The organism is Sphingomonas kyungheensis, from assembly GCF_037120395.1.
Lineage (GTDB): Bacteria > Pseudomonadota > Alphaproteobacteria > Sphingomonadales > Sphingomonadaceae > Sphingomonas > Sphingomonas kyungheensis.
This window is the reverse complement of sequence record NZ_JBBBDM010000002.1, coordinates 490,376-513,070: the sequence shown is the minus strand read 5'-3', so window position 1 is coordinate 513,070 and position 22,695 is coordinate 490,376. Positions and strand designations below refer to the sequence as shown.

The 22,695-nt window shown below is 69.8% G+C and carries 22 protein-coding genes and 2 riboswitches; of the genes, 9 read left to right on the top strand and 13 right to left on the bottom strand.

Features of this window, described 5'->3' with window-relative positions:
- Window positions 1–91 precede the first annotated feature (91 nt).
- The 3 genes from V8201_RS06495 (at window position 92) to rpsI (ending at window position 2,290) form a co-directional block, all read left to right on the top strand.
- Window positions 92–1,129: a COX15/CtaA family protein gene (locus tag V8201_RS06495; RefSeq protein ID WP_271300499.1), complete on the top strand. Its 1,038-nt coding sequence runs from the start codon at window positions 92–94 to the stop codon at window positions 1,127–1,129.
- A gap of 136 nt (window positions 1,130–1,265) precedes the next feature.
- A complete protein-coding gene (rplM, locus tag V8201_RS06490) occupies window positions 1,266–1,745 on the top strand; it encodes a 50S ribosomal protein L13 (RefSeq protein WP_037530473.1) in 480 nt (159 codons plus the stop codon).
- Window positions 1,745–2,290: a 30S ribosomal protein S9 gene (gene rpsI, locus V8201_RS06485; RefSeq protein WP_037530471.1), complete on the top strand. Its 546-nt coding sequence runs from the start codon at window positions 1,745–1,747 to the stop codon at window positions 2,288–2,290. Before rplM ends, rpsI begins: the two co-directional genes overlap by 1 nt.
- Window positions 2,291–2,356: 66 nt before the next feature.
- Here rpsI and V8201_RS06480 read toward each other — a convergent pair whose 3' ends face one another.
- The 3 genes from V8201_RS06480 to V8201_RS06470 all read right to left on the bottom strand — a co-directional run bounded on the left by V8201_RS06480 (window position 2,357) and on the right by V8201_RS06470 (window position 7,705).
- Entirely contained in the window at window positions 2,357–4,876 is a 2,520-nt protein-coding gene (locus tag V8201_RS06480; RefSeq protein WP_336544774.1) for a TonB-dependent receptor, read from the bottom strand.
- A gap of 163 nt (window positions 4,877–5,039) precedes the next feature.
- Window positions 5,040–5,369, bottom strand: coding sequence for a hypothetical protein (locus V8201_RS06475; RefSeq protein ID WP_336544773.1), 330 nt, complete (start codon window positions 5,367–5,369; stop codon window positions 5,040–5,042).
- Window positions 5,366–7,705, bottom strand: a complete 2,340-nt coding sequence (locus tag V8201_RS06470; RefSeq protein ID WP_336544772.1) for a ribonuclease R family protein — start codon at window positions 7,703–7,705, stop codon at window positions 5,366–5,368. The genes V8201_RS06475 and V8201_RS06470 overlap by 4 nt, the downstream gene beginning before the upstream one ends.
- Before the next feature lie 79 nt (window positions 7,706–7,784).
- Between V8201_RS06470 and trhO the strand changes: the two genes are divergently transcribed.
- A complete protein-coding gene (gene trhO, locus V8201_RS06465; RefSeq protein WP_336544771.1) occupies window positions 7,785–8,708 on the top strand; it encodes an oxygen-dependent tRNA uridine(34) hydroxylase TrhO in 924 nt (307 codons plus the stop codon).
- A 146-nt stretch (window positions 8,709–8,854) separates the two neighbouring features.
- On the opposite strand, the gene proS is transcribed toward trhO, so the two are convergent.
- Genes proS through V8201_RS06450 form a run of 3 tightly spaced genes read right to left on the bottom strand, consistent with a single transcriptional unit; the run spans window position 8,855 to window position 11,333 of the window.
- Window positions 8,855–10,384 carry a proline--tRNA ligase gene (proS, locus tag V8201_RS06460; protein ID WP_336544770.1) on the bottom strand — a complete coding sequence of 510 codons (1,530 nt, stop codon included), beginning with the start codon at window positions 10,382–10,384 and terminating at the stop codon, window positions 8,855–8,857.
- A 55-nt stretch (window positions 10,385–10,439) separates the two neighbouring features.
- Complete coding sequence (locus tag V8201_RS06455; RefSeq protein ID WP_336544769.1) at window positions 10,440–10,781, bottom strand: hypothetical protein; 342 nt, start codon at window positions 10,779–10,781, stop codon at window positions 10,440–10,442.
- A gap of 45 nt (window positions 10,782–10,826) precedes the next feature.
- Window positions 10,827–11,333, bottom strand: a complete 507-nt coding sequence (locus V8201_RS06450) for a CcdC protein domain-containing protein (protein ID WP_336544768.1) — start codon at window positions 11,331–11,333, stop codon at window positions 10,827–10,829.
- A gap of 84 nt (window positions 11,334–11,417) precedes the next feature.
- Between V8201_RS06450 and V8201_RS06445 the strand changes: the two genes are divergently transcribed.
- A complete protein-coding gene (locus tag V8201_RS06445) occupies window positions 11,418–11,639 on the top strand; it encodes a hypothetical protein (protein ID WP_037530458.1) in 222 nt (73 codons plus the stop codon).
- Between the two features lie 51 nt (window positions 11,640–11,690).
- Here V8201_RS06445 and gcvPB read toward each other — a convergent pair whose 3' ends face one another.
- The 5 genes from gcvPB to V8201_RS06420 form a co-directional block, all read right to left on the bottom strand.
- The gene (gene gcvPB / locus V8201_RS06440) at window positions 11,691–13,268 is read right to left on the bottom strand and encodes an aminomethyl-transferring glycine dehydrogenase subunit GcvPB (RefSeq protein WP_037530455.1); all 1,578 of its coding nucleotides are present in this window, start codon (window positions 13,266–13,268) and stop codon (window positions 11,691–11,693) included.
- On the bottom strand, window positions 13,265–14,623 hold the full coding sequence (gene gcvPA, locus V8201_RS06435) for an aminomethyl-transferring glycine dehydrogenase subunit GcvPA (protein ID WP_271300491.1): 1,359 nt from the start codon (window positions 14,621–14,623) through the stop codon (window positions 13,265–13,267). Before gcvPA ends, gcvPB begins: the two co-directional genes overlap by 4 nt.
- Window positions 14,624–14,672: 49 nt before the next feature.
- On the bottom strand, window positions 14,673–15,044 hold the full coding sequence (gene gcvH, locus V8201_RS06430; RefSeq protein ID WP_336544767.1) for a glycine cleavage system protein GcvH: 372 nt from the start codon (window positions 15,042–15,044) through the stop codon (window positions 14,673–14,675).
- A complete protein-coding gene (gene gcvT, locus V8201_RS06425) occupies window positions 15,044–16,249 on the bottom strand; it encodes a glycine cleavage system aminomethyltransferase GcvT (RefSeq protein WP_336544766.1) in 1,206 nt (401 codons plus the stop codon). The genes gcvH and gcvT overlap by 1 nt, the downstream gene beginning before the upstream one ends.
- A gap of 59 nt (window positions 16,250–16,308) precedes the next feature.
- Window positions 16,309–16,416: riboswitch (glycine riboswitch) on the bottom strand.
- Window positions 16,417–16,509, bottom strand: a riboswitch (glycine riboswitch).
- 84 nt (window positions 16,510–16,593) lie between these two features.
- Window positions 16,594–17,229, bottom strand: a complete 636-nt coding sequence (locus V8201_RS06420) for a hypothetical protein (RefSeq protein ID WP_235199449.1) — start codon at window positions 17,227–17,229, stop codon at window positions 16,594–16,596.
- A gap of 116 nt (window positions 17,230–17,345) precedes the next feature.
- On the opposite strand from V8201_RS06420, the gene ispH reads away from it, so the two are divergent.
- From ispH to rnhA, 3 genes are read left to right on the top strand one after another with little or no spacing between them, the layout of a single operon-like run.
- On the top strand, window positions 17,346–18,317 hold the full coding sequence (gene ispH, locus V8201_RS06415; RefSeq protein ID WP_037530449.1) for a 4-hydroxy-3-methylbut-2-enyl diphosphate reductase: 972 nt from the start codon (window positions 17,346–17,348) through the stop codon (window positions 18,315–18,317).
- A gap of 53 nt (window positions 18,318–18,370) precedes the next feature.
- Window positions 18,371–19,324 carry a homoserine kinase gene (gene thrB, locus V8201_RS06410; protein WP_336544765.1) on the top strand — a complete coding sequence of 318 codons (954 nt, stop codon included), beginning with the start codon at window positions 18,371–18,373 and terminating at the stop codon, window positions 19,322–19,324.
- On the top strand, window positions 19,321–19,785 hold the full coding sequence (rnhA, locus tag V8201_RS06405) for a ribonuclease HI (RefSeq protein WP_037530445.1): 465 nt from the start codon (window positions 19,321–19,323) through the stop codon (window positions 19,783–19,785). The genes thrB and rnhA overlap by 4 nt, the downstream gene beginning before the upstream one ends.
- 353 nt (window positions 19,786–20,138) lie before the next feature.
- On the opposite strand, the gene V8201_RS06400 is transcribed toward rnhA, so the two are convergent.
- Entirely contained in the window at window positions 20,139–21,224 is a 1,086-nt protein-coding gene (locus V8201_RS06400) for an NAD(P)/FAD-dependent oxidoreductase (protein WP_336544764.1), read from the bottom strand.
- Complete coding sequence (locus V8201_RS06395; protein ID WP_336544763.1) at window positions 21,221–22,153, bottom strand: alpha/beta fold hydrolase; 933 nt, start codon at window positions 22,151–22,153, stop codon at window positions 21,221–21,223. The genes V8201_RS06400 and V8201_RS06395 overlap by 4 nt, the downstream gene beginning before the upstream one ends.
- A gap of 51 nt (window positions 22,154–22,204) precedes the next feature.
- Between V8201_RS06395 and V8201_RS06390 the strand changes: the two genes are divergently transcribed.
- A complete protein-coding gene (locus tag V8201_RS06390) occupies window positions 22,205–22,672 on the top strand; it encodes an A24 family peptidase (RefSeq protein ID WP_336544916.1) in 468 nt (155 codons plus the stop codon).
- Window positions 22,673–22,695 lie beyond the last annotated feature (23 nt).

The following is a 22,695-nucleotide window of genomic DNA, read 5'->3' as shown; positions in this document are numbered from 1 at the left end:
ACCGCTCGGGTCTGAAGGCCTGCTCCGATCGCGCGCGATCAATCCGATCGCGCTGCTGGCGAGCTGCCGCCAAAAGGCGTATGACGCTGCCATGCTTCAACCCAGCGCCGCCTTCCTCTCGCCTGTCCGGCCGCGCAGCGTCGCGCGCTGGCTGATCGTCGTCGCCGCGCTGATCGTCGCCATGGTCGTCGTCGGCGGCATCACCCGCCTGACCGAATCCGGCCTGTCGATCACCCAGTGGAAGCCGATCAGCGGCATCATCCCGCCGCTGACGCAGGCGCAATGGCAGGCCGAGTTCGACGGCTACAAGCGCATTCCCGAATATGCCGCCTTCAACCAGGGGATGACGCTCGACGGGTTCAAGCGCATCTTCTTCTGGGAATATACGCATCGCCTGCTCGGCCGGGTGATTGGTGCCGCCTTCGGCCTGCCGTTGCTGTGGTTCGCGATCCGACGGCGCATCCCCGCCGGTTACGGCTGGCGGCTGGTGGCGCTGCTCGCGCTCGGCGGCTTGCAGGGGGCGATCGGCTGGTGGATGGTCGCCTCGGGCCTGTCGGTGCGGACCGACGTCAGCCACGTCCGCCTCGCGGTGCACCTGCTCACCGCGCTCACCATCCTCGCCGGGATCGTGTGGACCGCGCTCGACCTCATCGCGCTGCACCACAACCCGCTCGCCCGACCGGCCCGGCTGACGCGGATCGCGGCGGTCGCGCTTGCGCTGCTCGTCGTCCAGCTGATCTACGGCGCCTTCACCGCCGGGCTCGACGCCGGCTATGCCTTCGCAAGCTGGCCGCTGATGGGCGACGCGCTGTTCCCGGCCGGCGTGCCGATGGTCGATCCCGGCTGGCGCAACGCGGTCGACAATCCGGTCGTCGTCCAGTTCATCCATCGCTGGTGGGCGTTCGCTGCCGCCGCCGGGCTGGTCTGGCTCGCGGTGCGCGCGATCCGGATGGGCGCGGGTGCGGGACGCTGGGTGATCGGCCTCGTCGCGTTGCAGATCGGGCTCGGCATCGCGACCCTGCTCAGCGGCGTGCAGATCGACCTCGCCGTCGCGCATCAGGCCAATGCCGCACTGCTGCTGATCGCCACCGTCTGCGCCGCCCACGCGGTCGGCCGCCGCCCCGCCTGACTCTCAGGTATCATTTTACCCGTCAGCAAAGCCGCGCTTTGCTTGACTTTTGGGGGTCGTTCCAGCAGTAGCGCGACCAATCACGCCGCCCGGCGACGGGCGGCGTGCCTCGTTTCAAACCGAAAGGTCCAACGCCATGAAGGCGCTCATGAAGACCACCAAGTCGGCCAAGCCGCACGAGGTGGAGAAGAAGTGGCATATCGTCGATGCCGACGGCCTGGTGGTCGGTCGCGCGGCGACGATCATCGCCAACGTCCTGCGCGGCAAGCACAAGACGTCGTTCACCCCGCACGTCGACTGCGGTGACAATGTCATCGTCATCAACGCCGACAAGATCCGCTTCACCGGTAACAAGGCCGCGAAGAAGGTCTATTACAAGCACACCGGCTATGCCGGCGGCATCAAGGGTGTCACCGCCGCCAAGGTCCTCGACGGCCGCTTCCCGGAGCGCGTGCTCGAAAAGGCCGTCGAGCGCATGATCCCGCGCGGCCCGCTCGGCCGTGAGCAGATGCGCAACCTGCGCATCTTCAAGGGCAGCGAGCATCCGCACGAAGCTCAGAACCCGGACGTTCTCGATATCGCGGGCATGAACCGCAAGAACAAGGTGGGCGCGTAATGACCGACAATCGCCAGTCGCTTTCCGACCTCGCGTCGCTGACCCAGGCCGCTCCGGCGACCACCGGTGCGCCCGCCGCCGCTGCCGAGGGCGACGCCCCCGCCGCGCCGACGCAGGTGCTGCCCGTCACGCCGCTGCGTGAGCAGATGCTCGACAAATACGGCCGCGCCTATGCGACCGGCCGCCGCAAGGACGCCGTCGCACGTGTCTGGCTCAAGCCGGGTTCGGGCAAGATCACGATCAACGGTCGCGATCAGGAAGTCTATTTCGCACGGCCGACGCTGCGCCTCGTCATCAACCAGGTGTTCGGCATCACCGAGCGCGAGGGCCAGTATGACGTGGTCTGCACCGTCAAGGGCGGCGGCCTGTCGGGCCAGGCCGGCGCGGTCAAGCACGGCATCAGCCAGGCGCTGACCCGCTTCGAGCCGGTGCTGCGCGCCCCGGTCAAGGCGGCAGGCTTCCTGACCCGCGACAGCCGCACCGTCGAGCGCAAGAAGTACGGCCGCGCCAAGGCGCGTCGCAGCTTCCAGTTCTCGAAGCGCTAAGCGATCCGGCCCTTTGGGGTTCAAAAAAGGGCGGTCCGGCAACGGGCCGCCCTTTTTCGTGGCCGCTCAGAACAGCTTGCGCACCGTCAGCTTGACCATCCGGCCATAGGGATCGAGGAAGGCGCGCTGATAGCGATAGGGCGTCATGCCGTTGCGATCGCGCACGACGGTGCGCGTGTTGAGCAGGTTGTTGACGTTGAACTGGAAGCTCAGGCTCTTCGCCCAGGCCGCGCCGTTCGCGATCTTCTGCGCATCGATCGTGCTGTAGAGGGCCAGGAAGGTCCGTCCCGAAAAGGACAGGTCCGACGCGGCGATCGGGCTGCGGATGCGCGTCGCCCCCTGCCACATGCCGAACACGCCGCCGTTGACCGCACCCACCGAGCCACCGAGCGTGCCCTGCACCTCGTAGCGCGTTCGTCCGCCGTTGCCGGTGACCGACTCCCCCGCGAGCAGATCGAGCTCAGGCTGTCCCACCCGGGGCAGTAGGCGATCATCGATCCGGGCGGTGGCAGTGACGAACGTATAGAGCGACGGTCGCGGCTTGGGCGGCGGAGGCGGTGGCGCTTCCTTGGCGGGCGGCGGTGGCTCGGGCGGCTTCGCCCCCAGCATCGTCCACAGCGAGACGCGCGCCTGCAGCTTGCGCTCGCGCTCGCGCGCCAGATTGAGCGGGCGGAGGTCGACCAGCACCAGCCGGCCGGCGGCATCCCGCTCGAACCGGTTGGGGAAGGCGGATTGCAACGCATCGGTGCCGCCGACCGGATAGCTGACCTGGCCGTCGGTCGTCGTCTCGATATAGTCGAGGTTGAACCGCAACTCCTTGCCGCGGAACGGCTGCCAGCCGATACCCGCGGTATCGATCTGCCGCCGCTGCGGGCCGAGCGCGGGATTGCCGCCGGCGACCACGGTGACCAGCGGGCTGGTGCCGGTGAGGAAGTCGAAGAAGGGCGCATTGGGCACCGCGACCACCGGCTGGGTGAGCAGCGCGATCTCCGGCGCGGTGCGGCTGACGCTGGTCGAGGCGGTGATCTGCACCCGCTTGCGCGGTGCCCAGATCAGCCCGAGGTTGCGGCTGGCGAGGCTGCCGTAATCGGACACGGCGGCGATACCGATGCCGGCATTGGCGGTGAGCGTCCCCAGCGGCGACAGGATGCCGCGCTCCGCCGAGGCGAGCGGCAGCTCGAAGGCGACGTTGGCGCTCTCCGTATCGCGGCGCAAAGGCGGCGTCGCGGCGGCGGTGGAGCGCCCCGCGCTCGACGTGCGGGCGGCGTCGGCGGTCAGCGTGACGCGCGCGTCGCCGGCGGGAAGCGCGAGCAGCGGCCCGGTGACGTTGGCCTTGGCCGATACGGTCCGCGCGAGCGTGCGACTGCGGCTGACCTCGCGCTGGCGCAGCCACGCCGCATCGAACGGCTGGTACGGATCGGCGCCGGCATCGATCGCCGCCTGCGCCGCGCCGGTATCGACGCCGAGATCGACCATCGCGCTGGTCCGGCTCCGGTCGTAGCTGCCGGTCACCGACCACAGCCAGCGCCGCAGGCTGCCCTGCAACGTCGCGCCGCCGTGCAGCGTCAGCGCGCGCGTCCGCTGCGCCAGCACCCCCGCCTCGGGCAGATAGCGGTAGAGCAGCACGTCGCCGGCGAAGGGCGCGGCGGGATTGCCGGCGGGGACGCGCAGCGCCGCGGTCGACAGGCCGGCGAGGCCCATCCCGCGTTGCGCATCCATCGACAGGTTGAGCGATCCGGTCACCGTGTTGCCGATCGGCATCGCGTGCGTCGCATTGACGCGCAGCTGGTCGCGGCTGGTGAGCGACTGATAGGGCGCGAGATCGGTGATCCGCCGCGGCCCCGCCGCCGCGGCGGCGTAACCGGCAAGCGTGGCCCGCGCGCCCGGATCGCCCGGCACCGACACGCTCGTCACCGGCCGTCCGGCGAGCGCATCGAGCGCCGGATCGACCGATCCGCCCGCCGGCGCCGCGATCGTACCAATCGTATCATAGAGCACGCCGGGGTCGGGCGCCGGCGAGCGACGCGATGCGAGGAGCGGATCCTGCCGTTCGTACGACAGGGTCACCGAGGTGCGGCGATCCTTGTCGAGCCGGGTCGACCCGAGCAGGAAGGTCGCCGCGCTGCCGCCGCCCTCTGTCGTGGTCGACGAGTCCTCGCTCGCCTCGAGTGCACGGAAGCGGCGTTTGGTGATGAAGTTGGTGATCCGTACCGTCGGCGGAAAACCGAAACGCGCGGAGTCGCTTTCCGCCAGGATCTCGGTACGTTCGATCGCCTCGGGCGGCAGCGTCTGCAATTCCTCATAGCCCGAGATGCGCCGCCCGTTGAGCAGGAACACCGGATCGGCGCCGCTGTTCGAGGTGGTGAGCGGCTTGAGCAGCCGCAGCAGATCGTCGATCCGACTCGCGCCGAGCGCCTTGATCGCCTGCGCATCGAGCACCGCCACCGGCGCGCTGTCACCGATCGCCGAGCCGCGCAGCTTCTCGCCGACGACGACGATATCGCCGGGCGGTGCATGCGCTGCGGTTTGTGCCGCGCTGCCGCCCGGTATCGCGAGCGCGATTCCCCCGATGAACCACCGCCGCATCCGCCCCTCCCCAGAAGCATTGTTGCCCCTGCCCGACTATCGGCAGTCTCTTATCTTAGGCAGAATTGGGGAGATCGCGCCAGCAAGGACCGCTCCTCTTTGGAAGCCGAAGGGATTCACTTACTTGATGGCATCGGCTGTCGGCGCCGGGGCCGAACGACTGCTAGCCGCGATAGAAGACCACCGCCACGCCCGCGATCAGCAGCGCGACCAGCACGAGCACCGGAACGCGCCGCGTCCGCCTCGCCGCGGCGGCGGTCTCATAGGCATCCATGTCGAACCAGAAGCGCCCGGCCGCCGGCATGCGGATCGATCCGTCGGCGATCATTGCCGCAAAGGCGCGCGCCTCGCGCGCGTCGCGCGGGGTGAAAGCGATCGCATCGTCCGCGGTCACCGCATGCGCCGCGACGAACTGCGGCGCGATGCTGCCGCGGACGAGATAGCGGTCGCGCACCGTGCCGCGCGACGGCTCGCGCGTCAGCCGCGCGGTCACCGCCGTTTGCCCTGATGGCGGATGTTCGCCGGTCGGCCGCGGTGCTTGATGACGCGGTCCTTGCGCGATGACGAGACGTGCCGCGCACCCGGCGCCGCCCCCTTGCCGCCGGGCAGTTCGAAGCGCAGCGCCCCCGACACCGGATTCGCCTCCGCCAGCCGCAGGTCGACGCGCTGGCCGAGCGTATAGGCCTCGCCGCTCTGCTCGCCGACCAGCGTGCGCGACGCCTCGTCGAAGCGGAAATATTCACCGCCGAGATCGCGCACCGGCATCAGCCCGTCGCCGCCGATCCCCTCCACCGTCGCGAAGAAGCCGTAATTCTGTACGCCGGTGATCCGCGCGCCGACCGTCTCGCCGACCTTTTCGGCGAGGAAGGCGGCGACATAGCGGTCGATCGTATCGCGCTCCGCCTCCATCGCCCGGCGCTCATAGCCGCTGATCGTCTCGCCGATCACGTCCATCGCCGCCGCGTCGGTCTGGCCGAGCCCGCCCTCGCCGAGCCGATAGGCGGCGACGAGCGAGCGGTGGACGAGCAGATCGGCATAGCGCCGGATCGGCGACGTGAAATGCGCATAGGAGCCGAGCGACAGGCCGAAATGCCCCTGGTTGGCGGGGGCGTAATAGGCCTGGGTCTGGGTGCGCAGCACCTGCTCCATCACCTGCGGCCGAAAGTCGGCATCGCCGACGCGCGCCAGCACGTGATTGAAGGTCGCCGGGCGGATCACCTGCCCGAGCGCCAGCGGCACGTCGAACGTTTCGAGATAGTCCTTGAGCGCGACGAGCTTCTCGCGGCTGGGCGGCTCGTGGACGCGGTACATCACCGGCGCCTTCTTCGCCTCCAGCGCCTTGGCGGCGGCGACGTTGGCGGCGATCATATAATCCTCGATCAGCCGGTGCGCATCGAGCCGCTCGCGCGGCGCGACCGACATGATCCGCCCCATCTCGTCGAGCACCACCCGCCGTTCCGGCAAATCGAGATCGAGCGGCTCGCGCGCGTCGCGCGCCTTGGCGAGCGCACGCCAGCAGTCCCAGAGGTGGCGGAGGGATTCGCGCAATTCCTCCCCGGCACGGGGAGGGGGACCGCGCCGCGCAGCGGCGTGGTGGAGGGGCGCTTCCTCGGGCGGTGTCGCTGATGGCGCCCCCCCTCCACCAGCTTCGCTGGTCCCCCTCCCCGTGCCGGGGAGGAATGAGTCAGAAATCGCCTGCGCCTCTTCATACGCCAGGTTCGCCGCGATCCGCACCCTTGCGCGCGTAAACCGCCAGCTCTTCAGCGCCCCCGACCGGCTGATCTGCAGATGGCACACCAGCGCCGCGCGATCCTCGCCCTCCTTGAGCGAACATACCTCGGCCGACAGGATCTCGGGCAGCATCGGCACCACCCGATCCGGGAAATAGACCGAATTGCCGCGACGCCGCGCCTCGCGGTCGATCTCCGATCCCGGCCGCACGTAGAAACTGACGTCGGCGATCGCCACCACCGCCTGCCAGCCGCCGCTGTTGGCGGGATCGTCGTCGGGCGCGGCCCACACCGCATCGTCGTGGTCGCGCGCATCGGCGGGATCGATCGCGACGATCGGCAGGTGCGTCAGATCCTCGCGATCGTCGCCGAGCGGCAGTTCGGAGACGCGCGCCGCCTCGTCCAGCGTATCGCCGGTGAACACGTCGGGGATGCCGAGCTTGTGGATCGCGATCAGCGAGAAGCTGCGCGGGGCGAACGGATCGCCGAGCCGCTGGACGACGCGCACGCTGATCCGCGGCGGCCGGCCGGTCATTTCGGCCATCACCAGATCGCCCGCCTCGGCACCGCCGGTATCGGAGACGGGGAATTCGCGGCGGTCCTTCTTCTCGACCCCGGTCAGCCAGAAGCGCTCCCCCTCGCGCCGCAGCACGCCGAGCACCTGTTCGGACGCCTTGGCGAGCACCTTCATCGGATGCGCGATCCAGCCGTTGCCTGCTTGCTCGGTGCGCGCCAGCACGCGCTCGCCGATGCCGAGCGCGCCACGCTTGCGCTCGCGCACCCGCAGACGCGGCGGCGGCGTCTCCGCCTCCCAGCGATCGGGCACTGCCCAGACCGTCCCGCCGTCATCGACGTCGGCGACGCGCAGCACCGTCACCTTGGGCAAGCCCCCCATCTTGTGAAAGGCGCGGCCGGGCGCGCTGTCGATCAGCCCCTCGTCCGCCATGTCCTTGAGCAAGGCCTTGAGCGCGATCTTCTCCTGCGCGGTGAGCCCGAACGCCTTGGCGATCTCGCGCTTGCCGGCGGGCACGTCGGAGGTTTCGATGAACTGGAGGATCTGCGCCTGTGTCGGCAGACCGGGTCTGTTTTTATGTTTCACGCAGCGAAGATAGGGATTGGACCCGGCAACGTCATGCCCCAACTTTGCGCCGGGCGGCGCGAGCCGCTACAGCGCCGCCATGTCGCCGTTCCGCGTCTGCGCGCTCTATCGCTTCACCCCGTTCGACGATCCTGCCGGCTTGCGCGGCCCGCTGCTCGACGCCTGCCTCGCCGCCGGGGTGAAGGGCACGCTGCTGCTCGCGCCCGAGGGGATCAACGGTACGATCGCCGGTCCCGACGCGGGGGTCGCGGCGGTGCTCGCGCATATCCGCGCGCTTCCCGGCTGTGCGACGCTCGACGTCAAGGAGGCGCGCGCCGAGACGATGCCGTTCCACCGCACCAAGGTGCGGCTCAAGCGCGAGATCGTGACGATGGGCGTCGAACATGTCGATCCGCTCGCCGCCGGCCATTATGTCGAGCCCGCCGACTGGAACGCGCTGATCGCCGATCCGGCGACGGTGGTGATCGACACGCGCAACGATTACGAGGTGGCGGTCGGCAGCTTCGCCGGCGCGATCGATCCGCAGACGCACAGCTTCCGCGACTTCCCCGCCTGGTTCCGCGCGCATCGCGACGAACTGCTTGCCGGCGGCAAGCAGGTGGCGATGTTCTGCACCGGCGGCATCCGCTGCGAAAAGGCGACCGCCTTCCTCAAGGCGGAGGGCGTCGCCGACGTCTTCCACCTCAAGGGCGGCATCCTGCGCTATCTGGAGGAGATACCCGCCGCACAGAGTGCATGGCAGGGCGAATGTTTCGTCTTCGACGAGCGCGTCGCGGTCGGCCACGGTCTCGCGCCGGGCAGCCACGGCCTGTGCCGGGCGTGCCGGATGCCGGTCTCCGCCGACGATCGCCAGTCGCCGCTCTATGCGGAAGGCGTGAGCTGCCCGCGCTGCCACGCCACGCGTGACGACGCCGCCAGGGCGCGCGCCGCCGAACGCCACCGCCAGGTCCAGCTCGCCGAGGCACGGGGCGAGGCGCACGTCGGCGCGACATACGAGGCGTAGGGCTTAGGGCGGTTAAGGCCACAACCGTCACGCCCTGCTCTCACCCTATCGGCCGCTGCGCGACCTCTTCCCTCTCCCGGCGGGAGAGGGAAAAGCGGCGTAGCCGCGAAGGGGGAGGACGGGAGCGGGACGTTAGCGAAAGCCCCTCAATACGCCCGCGCCAGCAACACCCGCTCCACCGCCGGCGCGCCGGTGAATAGGCACGTCCCGTCCGCCGCCGCCGCATCGGACGGCGCGTTGCGGATCGTCAGCTTGAGCGCCTTCAATCGCTCGATTACCGCGTCGAGCGCCGCGCCGGTCGGCCGTGACCATTGCACCTCGACCCAGCCGGGGTTGACCGCCCCCTCGGCGAAATGCGCCTCGACCGCGGCGAAATCCGCCGCCGGGACGATCGCCGCGGTCAGCCGCGCGCGCGCCTCGTGATGCAGCGCCTGCTGGATCGCGGCGAGCAGCGCCGGCACCTCCGCGACGAAACCGTCGCGCGGCAGGACCTGCGAATCGAGCTTGCCGTCCTCGCGATACAGCCGGTCGCGGCGGATCACCGAGACGTTGCCGCCCGCCATGTCGCGCCCGCCGATCTCAACGACGATCGGCGCGCCCTTCTTGACCCAGCCCCAGCGCTTGGTCGCCGCCTTGGCGGGCTTGAGGTCGAGCAGCGCGCGCACCGGCTCGCCGAGCGCGGACAGGCCGGCGAGCGCCGCCTGCACCTCTTTGGCATAAGCGATCAGCGCCTCGTCCTCGGGCGTGTCGCGCAGCATCGGCACGATCACCACCTGCCACGGCGCGATCCGCGGCGGCACGCGCAGGCCGTCGTCATCGCCATGCACCATGATGACGCCGCCGATCATCCGCGTGCTCACCCCCCAGCTCGTCGTCTGCGCGAGTTCGAGCTCGCCGCTGGCGTTCTGGAAGCGGATGTTCTGCGCGCGGGCGAAGTTGGTGCCGAGGAAATGGCTGGTGCCCGCCTGCAGCGCCTTGCCGTCCTGCATCATCGCCTCGATGCTGTAGGTCGCGACCGCGCCGGGGAAGCGCTCGTTCTCCGGCTTCTCGCCCGCGACCACCGGCAGCGCGAGGCACTCCTCGGCGAAGCTGCGATAGACTTCGAGCATCTTGAGCGTCTCGTCACGCGCCTCGTCGGCGGTGGCGTGCGCGGTATGGCCCTCCTGCCAGAGGAACTCGCTGGTGCGCAGGAACATGCGGGTGCGCATCTCCCACCGCACGACATTGGCCCATTGGTTGATCAGCACCGGCAGATCGCGCCACGACTGGACCCAGCGCGAGAAAGCGGTGCCGATCACCGTCTCCGACGTCGGGCGCACGACCAGCGGCTCCTCCAGCTTGGCGGCGGGATCGGGCACCAGCCCGCCCTTGCCGTCGCCGATCAGCCGGTGGTGCGTGACCACCGCCATCTCCTTGGCGAAGCCCTCGACATGCTCCGCCTCCTTCTCGAAATAGGAGAGCGGGATGAACAGGGGGAAATAGCAATTCTCATGCCCGGTCGCCTTGATCCGGTCATCGAGCAGCCTCTGGATCCGCTCCCAGATGCCATAGCCCCACGGCCGGATGACCATGCAGCCGCGCACCCCCGATTCCTCGGCGAGGTCGGCCTCGGCGATGACGGTCTGATACCAGGCGGCGAAATCCTGTGCGCGGGTGACGGAGAGAGCGTGCTTCATGCGTGGGACGCCTAGCCAAAGCCGCCGCGTCCGTCACCCCCTGCACGATCGCGGATCAGCGCACCGGCGGATGCGGGTCCGACAGGACCGCCCACAGGAAGAAGGCGGCGACCGCGGCGATGCCGAGCAGCCAGCCGTAGCGATCGATCCACGCGACCGGCGACTTGCCGAGGTCCGCGCGCACCTGCACCGCGTCGATCGGCGCGCCATGGCCACATTGATCGCACCGGCTGGCGTAGCGCACCCCGGTCGGCCAGCGGAACAGCCACATGATGTGATGCACGCGATACGCCAGATGCTTGTAGAAACCGCGCTGGCATTCGCAGGTCGGGCAATGTCTGCGCCCGTCCGGCCCCAGATCGCGGCTGACCGTCTTCGATCCCCAAGTGATGAACATAGTCCCCCCAGTCGATCTCTCTCTTATAGAAAGATCACCGGGGGCTCAGATCGGCGGCGTCCGATTTCCCGCTGCCGCGAGCATCCGCTTGCCGCGCAGATACATTTCCAGCCGCTGCGCACTGAACAGGCCGAGCGCCAGCGCCATCAACAGGTCGGTGATCGCCATCGGATCGAGCCCCGCCGGCCCCGCATATGTCATCGCGCCGCGCGCGCCGCTGCGCACGACGATCAGCAGCACGATGAACAGCAAGGCCGCCGGCGACGCGGTCTGGCCGAGCCGGTGCGTCTCGGGGTCGAGCGTGATCCGCATCATCTTGCCGCGCTGCCAGCCGAGCGCCGCGCCGAGCGCCAGCGCGACGAGGCAGAACAGCCAGCCGAGGCCGCGCGGCGGAAAGCGGCTGAACGTGACGGCGATCACCGCCGCATAGACCGCCGGCAGGATCCAGAGATGTTCGAGCTTGAGCGGCCGCACCCGCTTCATCCGCCGCCAGCGGATCGCCATCACCACCGCGACGACGACGAGCGGCAGGGCATAGTTGATCCAGTCCATCGCTCTCCGCCCCGCCAGTCTAAACTTGAGTTCAGTCGCCTGCACATCGGTGACATGAAGCAACCCATTAGCTAGCGCTGGACGATGACAGCCTGGCCATCCCTGCCCCGCAGCGCAAAAATCAAAGCGACCGGTTACGTCATTTCGACCTTCAGCGTCGTTCTTCTGGCGATCGTCTCCTGGCGCAGCGCCAGTCGCGATTCCGCGCTCGCCCTGTGCCTCGTCTGCGGCGCGACGACCTCGATCATCGGCATGATCATGCGGCTCTATTCATATGAAGTCGAGAAAACCGAGCCCGCCGACTGACCGCCCGATACGGTCGCCCCCGCCCGTCACGCCCGGGCGGGGGACCGGATGCTACTCCGCCGCCTGGGCGAGCGGCGCGTCCTTCCACACCAGCACCGGCTTGCGTGCCGCCTGCGTCTCGTCGAGGCGCGCGCGCGGCGCGAAATGCGGCGCGGTCTTGAGGCTGGCATCGCCCGCCTTCGCCCGTTCCGCCACCGAGCGCAGCGCGCCGACGAACTGGTCGAGCGCCGCCTTCGATTCGGTCTCGGTCGGCTCGACCAGCATCGCGCCGTGGACGACGAGCGGGAAATAGACCGTCATCGGGTGGAAGCCCTCGTCGATCAGCCCCTTGGCGACATCCAGCGTCGAGAAGCCCTCGGCGAGATTGGCGTCGGAGAAGATCGCCTCGTGCATGCACGGCCCGGCCTTGGCGAAGGGCGCGTCGAGCGTGCCCTCCAGCGAGCGCAGCACGTAATTGGCGTTGAGCACCGCATCCTCGGCGACCTGGCGCAGGCCGTCGGCGCCGTGGCTGAGGATATAGGTCAGCGCGCGCGTGAACATGCCCATCTGGCCGTGGAAGGCGACCATCCGGCCGAAGCTGCCGGCGTGATGCTCGCCGGCATTCTCCTCCTCGATCAGCACGAATTGCTCGCCCTGCTTCTCGACGAACGGCAGCGGCGCGAACGGCGTCAGCGCCTCGGAAAAGACCACCGGCCCCGAGCCCGGCCCGCCGCCGCCGTGCGGCGTCGAGAAGGTCTTGTGCAGGTTGATGTGCATCGCATCGACGCCGAGATCGCCCGGCCGCACCCGGCCGACGATCGCGTTGAAATTGGCACCGTCGCAATAGACGTAGCCGCCCGCGTCATGCACCGCGTCGGAGATCGTCTTGAGGTCGCGTTCGAACAGGCCGCAGGTATTGGGGTTGGTGATCATCACCCCGGCGACGTCCGGCCCGAGCCGCGCGATCAGCGCCGCGGTGTCGACACGGCCGTCGGCGGTGGCGGGAATGTCCTCGACCGCGAAGCCGGCGAAGGCGGCGGTGGCGGGGTTGGTGCCGTGCGCCGATTCGGGCACCAGCACGATCTTGCGATGCCCCTCGCCGCGCGCTTCCAGCGCCGCCTTGATCGCGAGGATGCCGCACAATTCGCCGTGCGCGCCCGCCTTGGGGCTCATCGCGACGCTGGTCATGCCGGTCAGCGTCACCAGCCAGTGCGCGAGCTGATGGATCACCTCAAGCGCGCCCTGCACCGTATCGACCGGCTGCAACGGATGCACGTCGGCGAAGCCGGGCAGTCGCGCCATCTTCTCGTTGAGCCGCGGATTGTGCTTCATCGTGCACGAGCCGAGCGGGAACAGGCCCAGGTCGATCGCATAATTCTGGCGCGACAGGCGGGTGTAATGGCGCACCGCCTCCGGCTCGGCGAGCCCGGGCAGGCCGATCGCCGCCTTGCGCGCGAGGCCACCGAGGCGCGACGCCGGTGCCGCCGCATCGATGCCCGTGAAGTCGACGCCGGTGGTCTGCGTGTCGCCGATCTCGAAGATCAGCGCTTCCTCCAGCATCAGCGCCTTGTTGCCGGTGGCGGTCGGTGCGGCGGGCTTGCCGTCGCCCGCGGTCATCTGCGGACGCCAGCCGCTCTGATTGATGCTCATGCCAGAACCTCCTCGAGTGCGGCGGCAAGGGTTTCGATGTCCTCCGCGCTGGTCGTCTCGGTCACCGCGACGATCAGCCCGTTGGCGAGCGCCGCCTCGCCCGGATAGAGCCGGCCGAGCGACACGCCCGCGAGGATGCCGCGATCGGCGAGCGTGCGCACGACGGGACGCGCCTCGACCGGCAGCCTGACGGTGAATTCGTTGAAGAAGCTCTCGGTGACCAGCTCCACGCCGGGCACCTGCGACAGCCGGTCGGCGGCGCGGCAGGCGGCGGCATGATTGATCGCCGCAAGCCGGCGCAGCCCCGCCTCGCCGAGCAAGGTCATGTGCACCGAGAAGGCAAGCGCGCACAGCCCCGAGTTGGTGCAGATGTTGCTCGTCGCCTTCTCGCGCCGGATATGCTGTTCGCGCGTCGACAGCGTCAGCACGAAACCGCGGCGCCCGTCGGCATCGACCGTCTCGCCGCAGAAGCGGCCGGGCATCTGGCGGATGTACTTCTCCTTGCAGCCCATCAGCCCGACATAGGGGCCGCCGAACTGCAGGCCGACGCCGAGTGACTGGCCCTCGCCGACGACGATGTCGGCGTCCATCTCGCCCGGCGCGGTGATCGCGCCGAGCGCCACCGGCTCGGTGACGACCGCGATCAGCAGCGCCTTGTTGGCGTGGCAGGCATCGGCGAGCGGGGTGAGGTCGGTGATGCGGCCGAGGATGTCGGGATATTGCACGACGACGCACGACGTGTCCGCGTCGATCGCCGCGATCAGCGCCTCGACATCGGTCTCGGCGGTCAGCGCCGGCGTCGCGGTCTGCAACTGGTCGCCGGTATATTTGGCCATCGTCTTGGCGACGCTGACATAATGCGGGTGGAGCCCGCCCGACAGGATCGCCTTGCCCTTGCGCGTGATGCGCCGCGCCATGCCGATCGCCTCCCAGCAGGCGGTCGAGCCGTCGTACATCGAGGCATTGGCGACGTCGGTGCCGAGCATCCGCGCGACCTGCGTCTGAAACTCGAACAGCATCTGCAACGTGCCCTGCGCGATTTCCGGCTGATAGGGCGTATAGGCGGTGAGGAATTCGCCGCGCTGGATGAGATGGTCGACGCTCGCCGGCACATGATGGCGATAGGCGCCGGCGCCGAGGAAGAAGGGCACCTCGCCGGCGACGACGTTCTTGCGCGCCAGCGCGGTCATGTGCCGCTCGACCGCGAGTTCGGAGGCATGGCCCGGCAGGCCGGCGATCGGCCCGGACAGGCGGGCGGCCTCGGGCACGTCGACGAACAGATCGTCGATCGATCCCGCGCCGATGACCGAGAGCATCGCATCACGATCGGGCTGGGTAAGCGGCAGATAGCGCATCATCATTCCCTTGGAAGCCCCACCCCTTCCGGGGAGGGGCTAAGATAGGTCACAGCTTCGCGACGAAGTCCGCGTAGGCCGCTTCGTCCATCAGCGTCTTGAGCTCGGCCGGGTCGCTGAGCGTGATCTTGAAGAACCAGCCCTCCGCCTCCGGGTCCGAATTGACCAGGCTGGGATCGTCGGCGAGCGCGGCATTGCCCTCGGTCACCGTGCCCGACACCGGCGCATAGACGTCCGACGCAGCCTTGACCGACTCGACGACCGCCGCCTCGTCGCCCTTGCCGAGCTGCTTGCCCGCCTCGGGCACGTCAACGAAGACGATGTCGCCGAGCTGGCCCTGCGCATAGTCGGAGATGCCGACCGTGCCGGTGTCGCCGTCGACATCGACCCATTCATGATCTTCGGTGAAATAACGGCTCATCACTTGCCTCCTGCGCGGACATAGCGGTGGGGAACGAAGGGCAGCGGGGCGACCACCGCCTCATGGATCTTGCCGCGCTGGACGAGGCGCAGCGGCGTGCCCGCCTCCGCCAGCGCTGCGGGAACATAGGCCATGGCGATCGGCGCGCCGACGCTCGGCGCGAAGCCGCCGCTGGTGACGCGGCCGATCACCGCGCCATCGGCGTCGACGACGCTGGCCCCCTCGCGCACCGGCTGGCGCCCGGCGACCGACAGGCCGACGCGCTTGACCGCGGGGCCGTCGGTGCGCTCGGCAAGGATGCGCGCCGCACCGGCAAAGTCGGCGGCCTCGCGGCGGCGCTTCGACAAAGCGAAGCCGAGGTCGGCCATCACCGGCGTCGTCTCGGGATCGAGGTCGTGGCCGTAGAGCGGCAGCCCGGCTTCGAGCCGCAGCGAATCGCGCGCACCGAGGCCGATCGGCTTGACCTCCGGCTCGGCGCAGATCGCATCGGCGAAGGCGGCGGCGGCCTCTGCGGGGATCGAGATCTCGACACCATCCTCGCCGGTATAGCCCGAACGGCTGATCCACAGCGCATGGCCGTTCCATGCGAACGCGCCCGCGGTCATGAACACCAGCGCCTCGACGCCGGGCACCAGCCGCGCGACGGCAGCGACCGCCTCGGGCCCCTGCACCGCCAGCAGGGCCTGATCTTCCATCAGGTTGAGCGTCACGTCATCGGGCAGCACGTCGAGCAGATAGGCGAGATCGTCATATTTGGTCGCGCCGTTGACGACGACATAATGGCTCGCCGCCCCGAACGGATGCTCGCCCTCTTCGGGCAGCGTCGTCACCATCAGATCGTCGAGGATGCCGCCCTCGTCGTTGAGCAGCAGCGAATAGCGGATCCTGGTCGGCGCCAGTCCCGCGACGTCGCCGGGCAGCACCTTCTCGAGCGCGGCGGCGACCGCGGCGGCGTCGATGCCGTCGCCGGTCAGGCCGACCTGCCCCATATGGCTGACGTCGAACAGACCCGCCGATTCGCGCGTCCACAGATGCTCGGCCATGATGCCTTCATATTGGACGGGCATCTCATAGCCGGCGAAGGGCACCATGCGGCCGCCGCGGGCGCGATGCCACGCGTCGAGCGGCAGCAACTGGATGGCGGGTTCGTCGCCATCGAGCTCGTCGAGCGGGTCAGGCAGGGTGTCCGGCAGCGTGTCGCTCATCAACCGTCTCCAAAAAAGGCACACGATCCGGGTCGCGGGCCAGCCGCATCCGATCTCGTCATACCCCCTCTGTCACGGTGACCTGAGAGCTTTCACCCGGCGCATAACAGGCGGCGGGCTTACCCCTTCGGTGGCTCCTCAAAGGAACGCTTTCCAGAGTGTCGATAAGGCAGCGCGCGGTCCGTTATGCCTGAGAGATTCCGGGGTGGTTGCTCCTTCGGCGGCCTCCTTGTGAAGAGGCTCTCTCCCGCGCCCGCCCATGCCGGTCGCCCGGCATCGACGTGCGATGCTCTGGCGTCCCGCAAGGGCTTAGTCAATGCGGAAAGGCCCGCATCCGCCGCGGATCAGCGCTGCGCGTTATACTTCAGCTGATCGTCGGTGAGCTGGAAGCCCACCAGCGCCTCGAACGTCGCGCGCAGCACCGCGGTGCGCACCTCGGGCCGGGCGAGCGGATCGGTCGCGGCATCCTCGTCCCCCGCCTTGCGCTTGCGGGTAAGCTGGTCGCGCACCTCGTCGGGCAGCGTCGCCGCGGCGCGCGCGATCTGCGTAGAGGCGGTGCCGCTCGCCTGCGCGCGCGTCTGGCCGGCGTCGAAATGGACGGTCACCGCCCCCTTGCGCTTGGCGGTCACCGCGGTGCCGCCGCGGACGATGGCGATGTAATAGGGCAGCACCACGTCGCGCGCCGCATCGGCGCGGGTGCGCCGCGCCAGCACGTCGAAGGTGACGCTGGTGACGATCTGGTCGCCCGCGTCGTTGCAGGCGCCGCGTACGTGCGTCATGTTGGCGACGACGTCGATCGCGCTCTCGTCACGGCTGGTCGCCGGGTCGAACAGGGTGATGTCGCCGGTCCCCGCCGCGACGCCGACGGTCGGACAGGCCGAACGCACCGCCGAGATGCCGCCTTCGACGATCTCGCCCTTGCTGGCGCAGCCCGAGAGGATCAGCGCGAGGGCGGACAGGCCGAGAATCGTGGTTTTCACGGGGACGCATACCTTTGTCGAACGGTCAGTGACGCAGTCGCCGGCGGCCCGGCGGTACGGCGCGCACCATAGGAAGCGCCTTTCGCGCGTGCAAGCAATCGCGTAGAGCGACCGCCATGGCCTCTCTTCTTCAGCCGGACGGCGGCAAGCCCGTCCTCGATCTGCTGATCGCCGCGCCGCGCGGCTTTTGCGCCGGCGTCGACCGCGCGATCCGCATCGTCGAACTCGCGATCGAGAAACACGGCGCGCCGGTCTACGTCCGCCACGAGATCGTCCACAACAAGTTCGTCGTCGACACGCTGCGCGCTCAGGGCGCGGTGTTCGTCGAGGAGCTCGATCAGGTGCCGAACGGCGCGCCGGTCGTCTTCTCGGCGCACGGCGTGCCCAAATCGGTGCCCGCCGACGCGCAGAGCCGCGGGCTCGAATATCTCGACGCCACCTGCCCTCTGGTGTCGAAGGTGCACCGCCAGGCCGAACGCCTGGTCGCGACCGGCCGCCACATCATCTTCATCGGCCACGCCGGCCATCCCGAGGTGGTCGGCACCTTCGGACAGGTGCCGGACGGCGCGATGTCGCTGATCGAGACCGCCGCCGATGCCGAGACCTTCGCGCCGGTCGATCCCGACAATCTCGCCTTCCTCACCCAGACGACGCTGTCGGTCGACGATACCGCCGCGGTCGTCGCGGTGTTGCAGCGCCGCTTCCCCAACATGCTGCCGCCGCGCGGCGAGGACATCTGCTACGCCACCTCCAACCGGCAGGCGGCGGTCAAGGCGATCGCCGCGGCGTGCGATGCGATGCTGGTGATCGGCGCACCCAATTCGTCCAACTCGGTGCGGCTGGTCGAGGTGGCGGAGCGCGAGGGGATTCCGGCGCGGCTGATCCAGCGCGCCGCCGATCTCGACTGGCGCTTCCTCGACGGCGTCGGCACGCTCGGCATCACCGCCGGCGCCTCGGCGCCCGAGCTGCTCGTGCGCGAGCTGGTCGAGCTGCTCTCGACCCGTTTCGACGTCACCGAGCGCGAGGAAGAGACGACGCGCGAGACGATCGCGTTCAAGCTGCCACGCGGGCTCGACGCCGCGGCATAGCCGCCCGCTTCCCCGGCCCGCGCCCGGGGGCGCGGCAATCGGGGGAGGAACACATGGCCGTCTACACCCATGTCTCGGCGGAGGCGCTGTCCGCCTTCCTGCGCCGCTATGACGGCGTCGGCGCGCTCGTCTCCGCCAAGGGCATCGCCGAGGGGGTGGAGAACAGCAACTATCTGGTCGACACCGATCGCGCGCGCTTTATCCTGACGCTCTACGAAAAGCGCGTCGATGCCGGCGACCTGCCCTTCTTCCTCGACTTGCTCGATCACCTCGCCGCGCGCGGACTGCCGGTGCCCCCAGCGATCCGCGACCGCGACGGCGTCGCGGTGCAGCAGCTCGAGGGCCGCCCCGCCTGCCTGATCCGCTTCCTCGCCGGCGTGTCGGTGACCCGCCCCACCCCGGCGCAGGCCGCCACCGCGGGTGCAGCGCTCGGCGCGCTGCACCGCGCCGCCGCGGATTTCAGCGGCACACGCGCCAACAGTCTCGGCATCGCCGACTGGCGGCCGTTGCTCGAACGCTGCGGCGGCGACCTCGATGGCATCGCGCCCGGCCTGTATGCGCGCGTCGACGGCGCGCTCGCCGCAGTCGAGGCGGACTGGCCGCACGATCTGCCGACGAGCGTCATCCACGCCGACCTGTTCCCCGACAACGTGTTGATGTTGGGCGACTCCGTGACCGGTTTGATCGATTTCTACTTCGCCTGCCGCGATCTGCGCGCCTATGACGTCGCGGTGATGCATGGGTCCTGGGCTTTCGATCCGCGCGGCGAGCCGCTCGATGGCGTCGGCGCGGCGCTGCTCGCCGGCTATGCGGCGGCGCACGGCCTGTCCGATGCGGAGCGCGCCGCGCTGCCGGTGCTGGCGCGCGGCGCGGCGCTCCGCTTCCTGCTCACCCGCGCCTGGGACTGGCTCAACACGCCGGCCGATGCGCTGGTGACGCGCAAGGATCCTCTCGCCTATCTGCGCCGGCTCGACTGGTATGATGCCCATCCGGAGGCTTTTGCATGACCGACCCCGCCGCCGCCCCGCTCGTCGAGATCGCCACCGACGGCGCCTGCAAGGGCAATCCCGGCCCCGGCGGCTGGGGAGCACTGCTCCGCTTCGGCGGCCACGAGAAGGAATTGTCCGGCGGCGAGCGGCTGACCACCAACAACCGCATGGAGCTGACCGCGGCGATCGAGGCGCTGCGCGTGCTGACGCGGCCGTGCAAGATCCGCCTGTCGACCGACAGCAAATACGTCATGGACGGCCTGACCCGCTGGATCCACGGCTGGCGCAAGAACGGCTGGCGCACCGCCGACAAGAAGCCGGTGAAGAACGCCGAACTCTGGCAGGCGCTGTTCGCCGAGACGCAGAAGCACGAGATCGAATGGGTCTGGGTCAAGGGCCACAACGGCGACGCCGACAACGAACGCGTCGACAAACTGGCCAGCGACGCCGCCCTCGCAGCGAGCCGGCCTGCCGTTTAAGGAGTCGCGCAGAAGACGCAGAGCCCTACCCCCGCCGCGCCAGCGGCGATCAGGACAATCTGGTAAAGGGAGCCAGCCGCCCGTCCCGATCGTCCTCCGCGCCTCCGCGTGAGCACTCTTCTTCGCGGCTTTGCGTGAACCATCCTTGCCCCTCCCCAGACCTCTCCGCCTGATGGTCGGCAGCTTTGATCACGCGAAGACGCGGACACGCGAAGAGATTTGTTCACGTGGAGGCGCGGAGGCGCGGAGAGTTTGGATGTGGCGCGGCGGCGGCGCTGTCACCTCGGCGGTGTCGGGACGGCGGCTGCGCCGTGGATGCTCCCTCTGCACCCCTGCGCCAACCCTGCTCCCGGTCAGTCCGGCAGGAAGCGCCGCGCCGCATAACGATCGACGTCGATCCCCGCATAGGGCGCCGCCAACGGCGTGCCGAGCAGCAGGCTCGCCGCCACCGCCGCGCCGGCGGGGGCGGTCTGGATGCCGAAGCCGCCCTGCCCCGCGCACCAGAACAGCCCCGGCACCCGCGCGTCGAAGCCATAGACCGGCAGCCGGTCGGGCGCGAAGCTGCGCAGGCCGGCCCAGCGTCGCTCGACCGCGACGGCCCGCCAGTCGACGACCGATTCGAGCCGGTCGATCGCCTGCGCGACGTCGACCTCCTCGGGCGCGACGTCATGCGGACCGACCGGCGTCTCGTCATGGGGACTGAGCCACAGCCGCCCCGCCTCGGGCTTGAAATAGAAGCGCCCGGCGATGTCGGCGACGAGCGGCATCCCCGCCGGCGCGGATGGTTCGGTGCGCAGCTGCACCATCGTCCGCCGATAGGGCTGGATGCCGAGCGGCGCGGCGCCGACCCGCCCGGCGACCGCATCGGCCCACGCCCCCGCCGCATTGACGAGCAGCCGCGCCCGGAACGTCCCGGCGGGCGTGTCGATCGTCCACACCCCCGCCTTGCGCCGCGCCGCGATCAGCGCGGCATCGGTGGCGATCACGCCGCCGGCCCGCCGGAACGCGGCGAGATAGGCGGCATGCAGCGCCGCGACATCGATATAGGCGCAGCTCGCCTCCATCACGCCGAGCGTCCAGTCGGGCCGCAGCCCCGGCACCCGCTGGTGCGGATCGACCCGCTCCAGCGCCACCGCGGTACCGGCGAACGAGTCGACGAACGCATCGACCTGCGCGGCATCCGCCGCCCGGCCGACGTGGAGCGAGCCGAGCGGCGCCAGGAAGCCGCCGTCACGCAATGCCGGGCCGGAGGCGCTGGTCAGCGGCTGGATGCCGGGGCCGCCATAGGTCTCCGACCAGAAGGCCGCCGACCGCCCGGTGCTGTGATAGCCCGGCTGCGCCTCCGCCTCGAGCAGCAGCACGCGCGCCGCGCCGACGATCGCCGCGGCGAGCCCCGCCCCTGCGATGCCACCGCCGACGATGGCCACGTCGTGGATCACGTCCGCCGCTCCAGAAAGTCGGTGATCGCCCGACAGGCGCGCAGCCGCACGCCATCCGCCTCGCGCAGGATCTCATGCGCCGCCTCCGCGCCGAAGCGGATCAGCTCGACATCGGGCAATCGCGCGGCGAGGCGGCGCGCGGCGGCGCTGTCGACCAGCTGATCGTGGTCGGCGACCAGCATCAGCACCGGCACCGCAAGCCGCGTGAGCCGCGGGTCGGCGAGCAGCCGCGCGCCGGAGACGAACGCCTCGCGCACCCAGGCCCAGCTCGGCGGGCCGAGCAGCAGATCGGGGTCGCGGCCATACCAATAGGCCTCGTCGCCATATCGTTCGAGCGAATGGGTCAGCCGTTGCTGGCGATGGCCGGAGGTGGCATCGCCGGGCCGCGTCTTCCACACCGGCCGCGCCGGATCGCCGAACCGCGTCGCCGCCGCGGCAATCAGCGCGCCGATCCGGCTGCCGAGCGGCGAGCGGATGCCGATCATCGGCGCGACCAGCACCGCCGCATCGGGCGTCACGCCCCCGTCGAGCATCGCGCGCAGCGCGAGATGCGCGCCCATCGAATGACCGAGCAGCACCGCCGGCCCCGCCGCCTCGCCGCGCCAGTCCTGCCAGAAGGCGGCGAGATCGGCGACCCAGGGCGCGAAGCTCGCCGCATGGCCGACGTGGCGATCGCCGGCGAGCCGGCCCGATCCGCCCTGCCCGCGCCAGTCGAACGCGGTCACCGACCAGCCGTGCGCATGCAGGTGGCGGAAAGTCTCGATGAACTTCTCGATGATGTCGGCGCGCCCGCCCTGCACCAGCACGCGGCCGCGCGGCGCGGGATGCGGCCAGTCGAAGCGGCGGTGCTGCCAGCCGTCCGGCGCACGCCATAGCGACAGGCGCGATTCGGCGGGCCATTGGCGGCGCAGCTCGTCTTGCTCGGTCATCGTCGCGCTGGTTACGTTTTCGCAAGCCATCCCGTCTACCTACGCATGACGATGGGGTGGGATAATCTTCTGGTCGCGGCTTTGGCCGTCATGCTCGGCGCACTGCTGGTGGCCGCGGGGATCGAGGATGCCCGTACCCGTGAGATCGCCAACGTCAAGAATGCCGCGATCGCATTGCTCGCCCCCCTGTGGTGGTGGGCGCTCGGCCTCGGCTGGGCGGAGGTCGGCGTGCAGCTGCTCGTCGCGGCGATCGTCTTCGCGCTGTTCGTCGGCGCCTTCGCGCGCGGCTGGATGGGCGGCGGCGACGTCAAGATGATCGGCGCGCTGGCGCTATGGCTGCCGCTCGGCGGGCTGTTGCAGATGCTGATGGTGATGTCGGTGCTCGGCGGGGCGATCACGATCGCGATGATGATCGAGCGGCGATGGCAGCGCCGCATCGGCCAGGTCGAGGTGCCTTATGGCGTCGCCATCGCCGCCGCGGCGCTGCTCGCCTTACCCGCTACAATGCCAGCGCTTTGAAGACGAACCGGATTTTAACCAGT

Excerpts from the sequence above, each read along its gene's own strand:
- V8201_RS06480 (WP_336544774.1), bottom strand. The coding sequence starts at position 4,876 with ATGCGGCGGTGGTTCATCGGGGGAATCGCGCTCGCGATACCGGGCGGC.
- gcvT (WP_336544766.1), bottom strand. The coding sequence starts at position 16,249 with ATGAGCGACACGCTGCCGGACACCCTGCCTGACCCGCTCGACGAGCTC.
- gcvH (WP_336544767.1), bottom strand. The coding sequence starts at position 15,044 with ATGAGCCGTTATTTCACCGAAGATCATGAATGGGTCGATGTCGACGGC.
- rplM (WP_037530473.1), top strand. The coding sequence starts at position 1,266 with ATGAAGGCGCTCATGAAGACCACCAAGTCGGCCAAGCCGCACGAGGTG.
- trhO (WP_336544771.1), top strand. The coding sequence starts at position 7,785 with ATGTCGCCGTTCCGCGTCTGCGCGCTCTATCGCTTCACCCCGTTCGAC.
- V8201_RS06395 (WP_336544763.1), bottom strand. The coding sequence starts at position 22,153 with ATGACCGAGCAAGACGAGCTGCGCCGCCAATGGCCCGCCGAATCGCGC.
- V8201_RS06445 (WP_037530458.1), top strand. The coding sequence starts at position 11,418 with ATGACAGCCTGGCCATCCCTGCCCCGCAGCGCAAAAATCAAAGCGACC.
- V8201_RS06455 (WP_336544769.1), bottom strand. The coding sequence starts at position 10,781 with ATGTTCATCACTTGGGGATCGAAGACGGTCAGCCGCGATCTGGGGCCG.
- rpsI (WP_037530471.1), top strand. The coding sequence starts at position 1,745 with ATGACCGACAATCGCCAGTCGCTTTCCGACCTCGCGTCGCTGACCCAG.
- rnhA (WP_037530445.1), top strand. The coding sequence starts at position 19,321 with ATGACCGACCCCGCCGCCGCCCCGCTCGTCGAGATCGCCACCGACGGC.
- proS (WP_336544770.1), bottom strand. The coding sequence starts at position 10,384 with ATGAAGCACGCTCTCTCCGTCACCCGCGCACAGGATTTCGCCGCCTGG.
- V8201_RS06450 (WP_336544768.1), bottom strand. The coding sequence starts at position 11,333 with ATGGACTGGATCAACTATGCCCTGCCGCTCGTCGTCGTCGCGGTGGTG.
- ispH (WP_037530449.1), top strand. The coding sequence starts at position 17,346 with ATGGCCTCTCTTCTTCAGCCGGACGGCGGCAAGCCCGTCCTCGATCTG.
- gcvPA (WP_271300491.1), bottom strand. The coding sequence starts at position 14,623 with ATGCGCTATCTGCCGCTTACCCAGCCCGATCGTGATGCGATGCTCTCG.
- thrB (WP_336544765.1), top strand. The coding sequence starts at position 18,371 with ATGGCCGTCTACACCCATGTCTCGGCGGAGGCGCTGTCCGCCTTCCTG.
- gcvPB (WP_037530455.1), bottom strand. The coding sequence starts at position 13,268 with ATGAGCATCAATCAGAGCGGCTGGCGTCCGCAGATGACCGCGGGCGAC.
- V8201_RS06390 (WP_336544916.1), top strand. The coding sequence starts at position 22,205 with ATGGGGTGGGATAATCTTCTGGTCGCGGCTTTGGCCGTCATGCTCGGC.
- V8201_RS06495 (WP_271300499.1), top strand. The coding sequence starts at position 92 with ATGCTTCAACCCAGCGCCGCCTTCCTCTCGCCTGTCCGGCCGCGCAGC.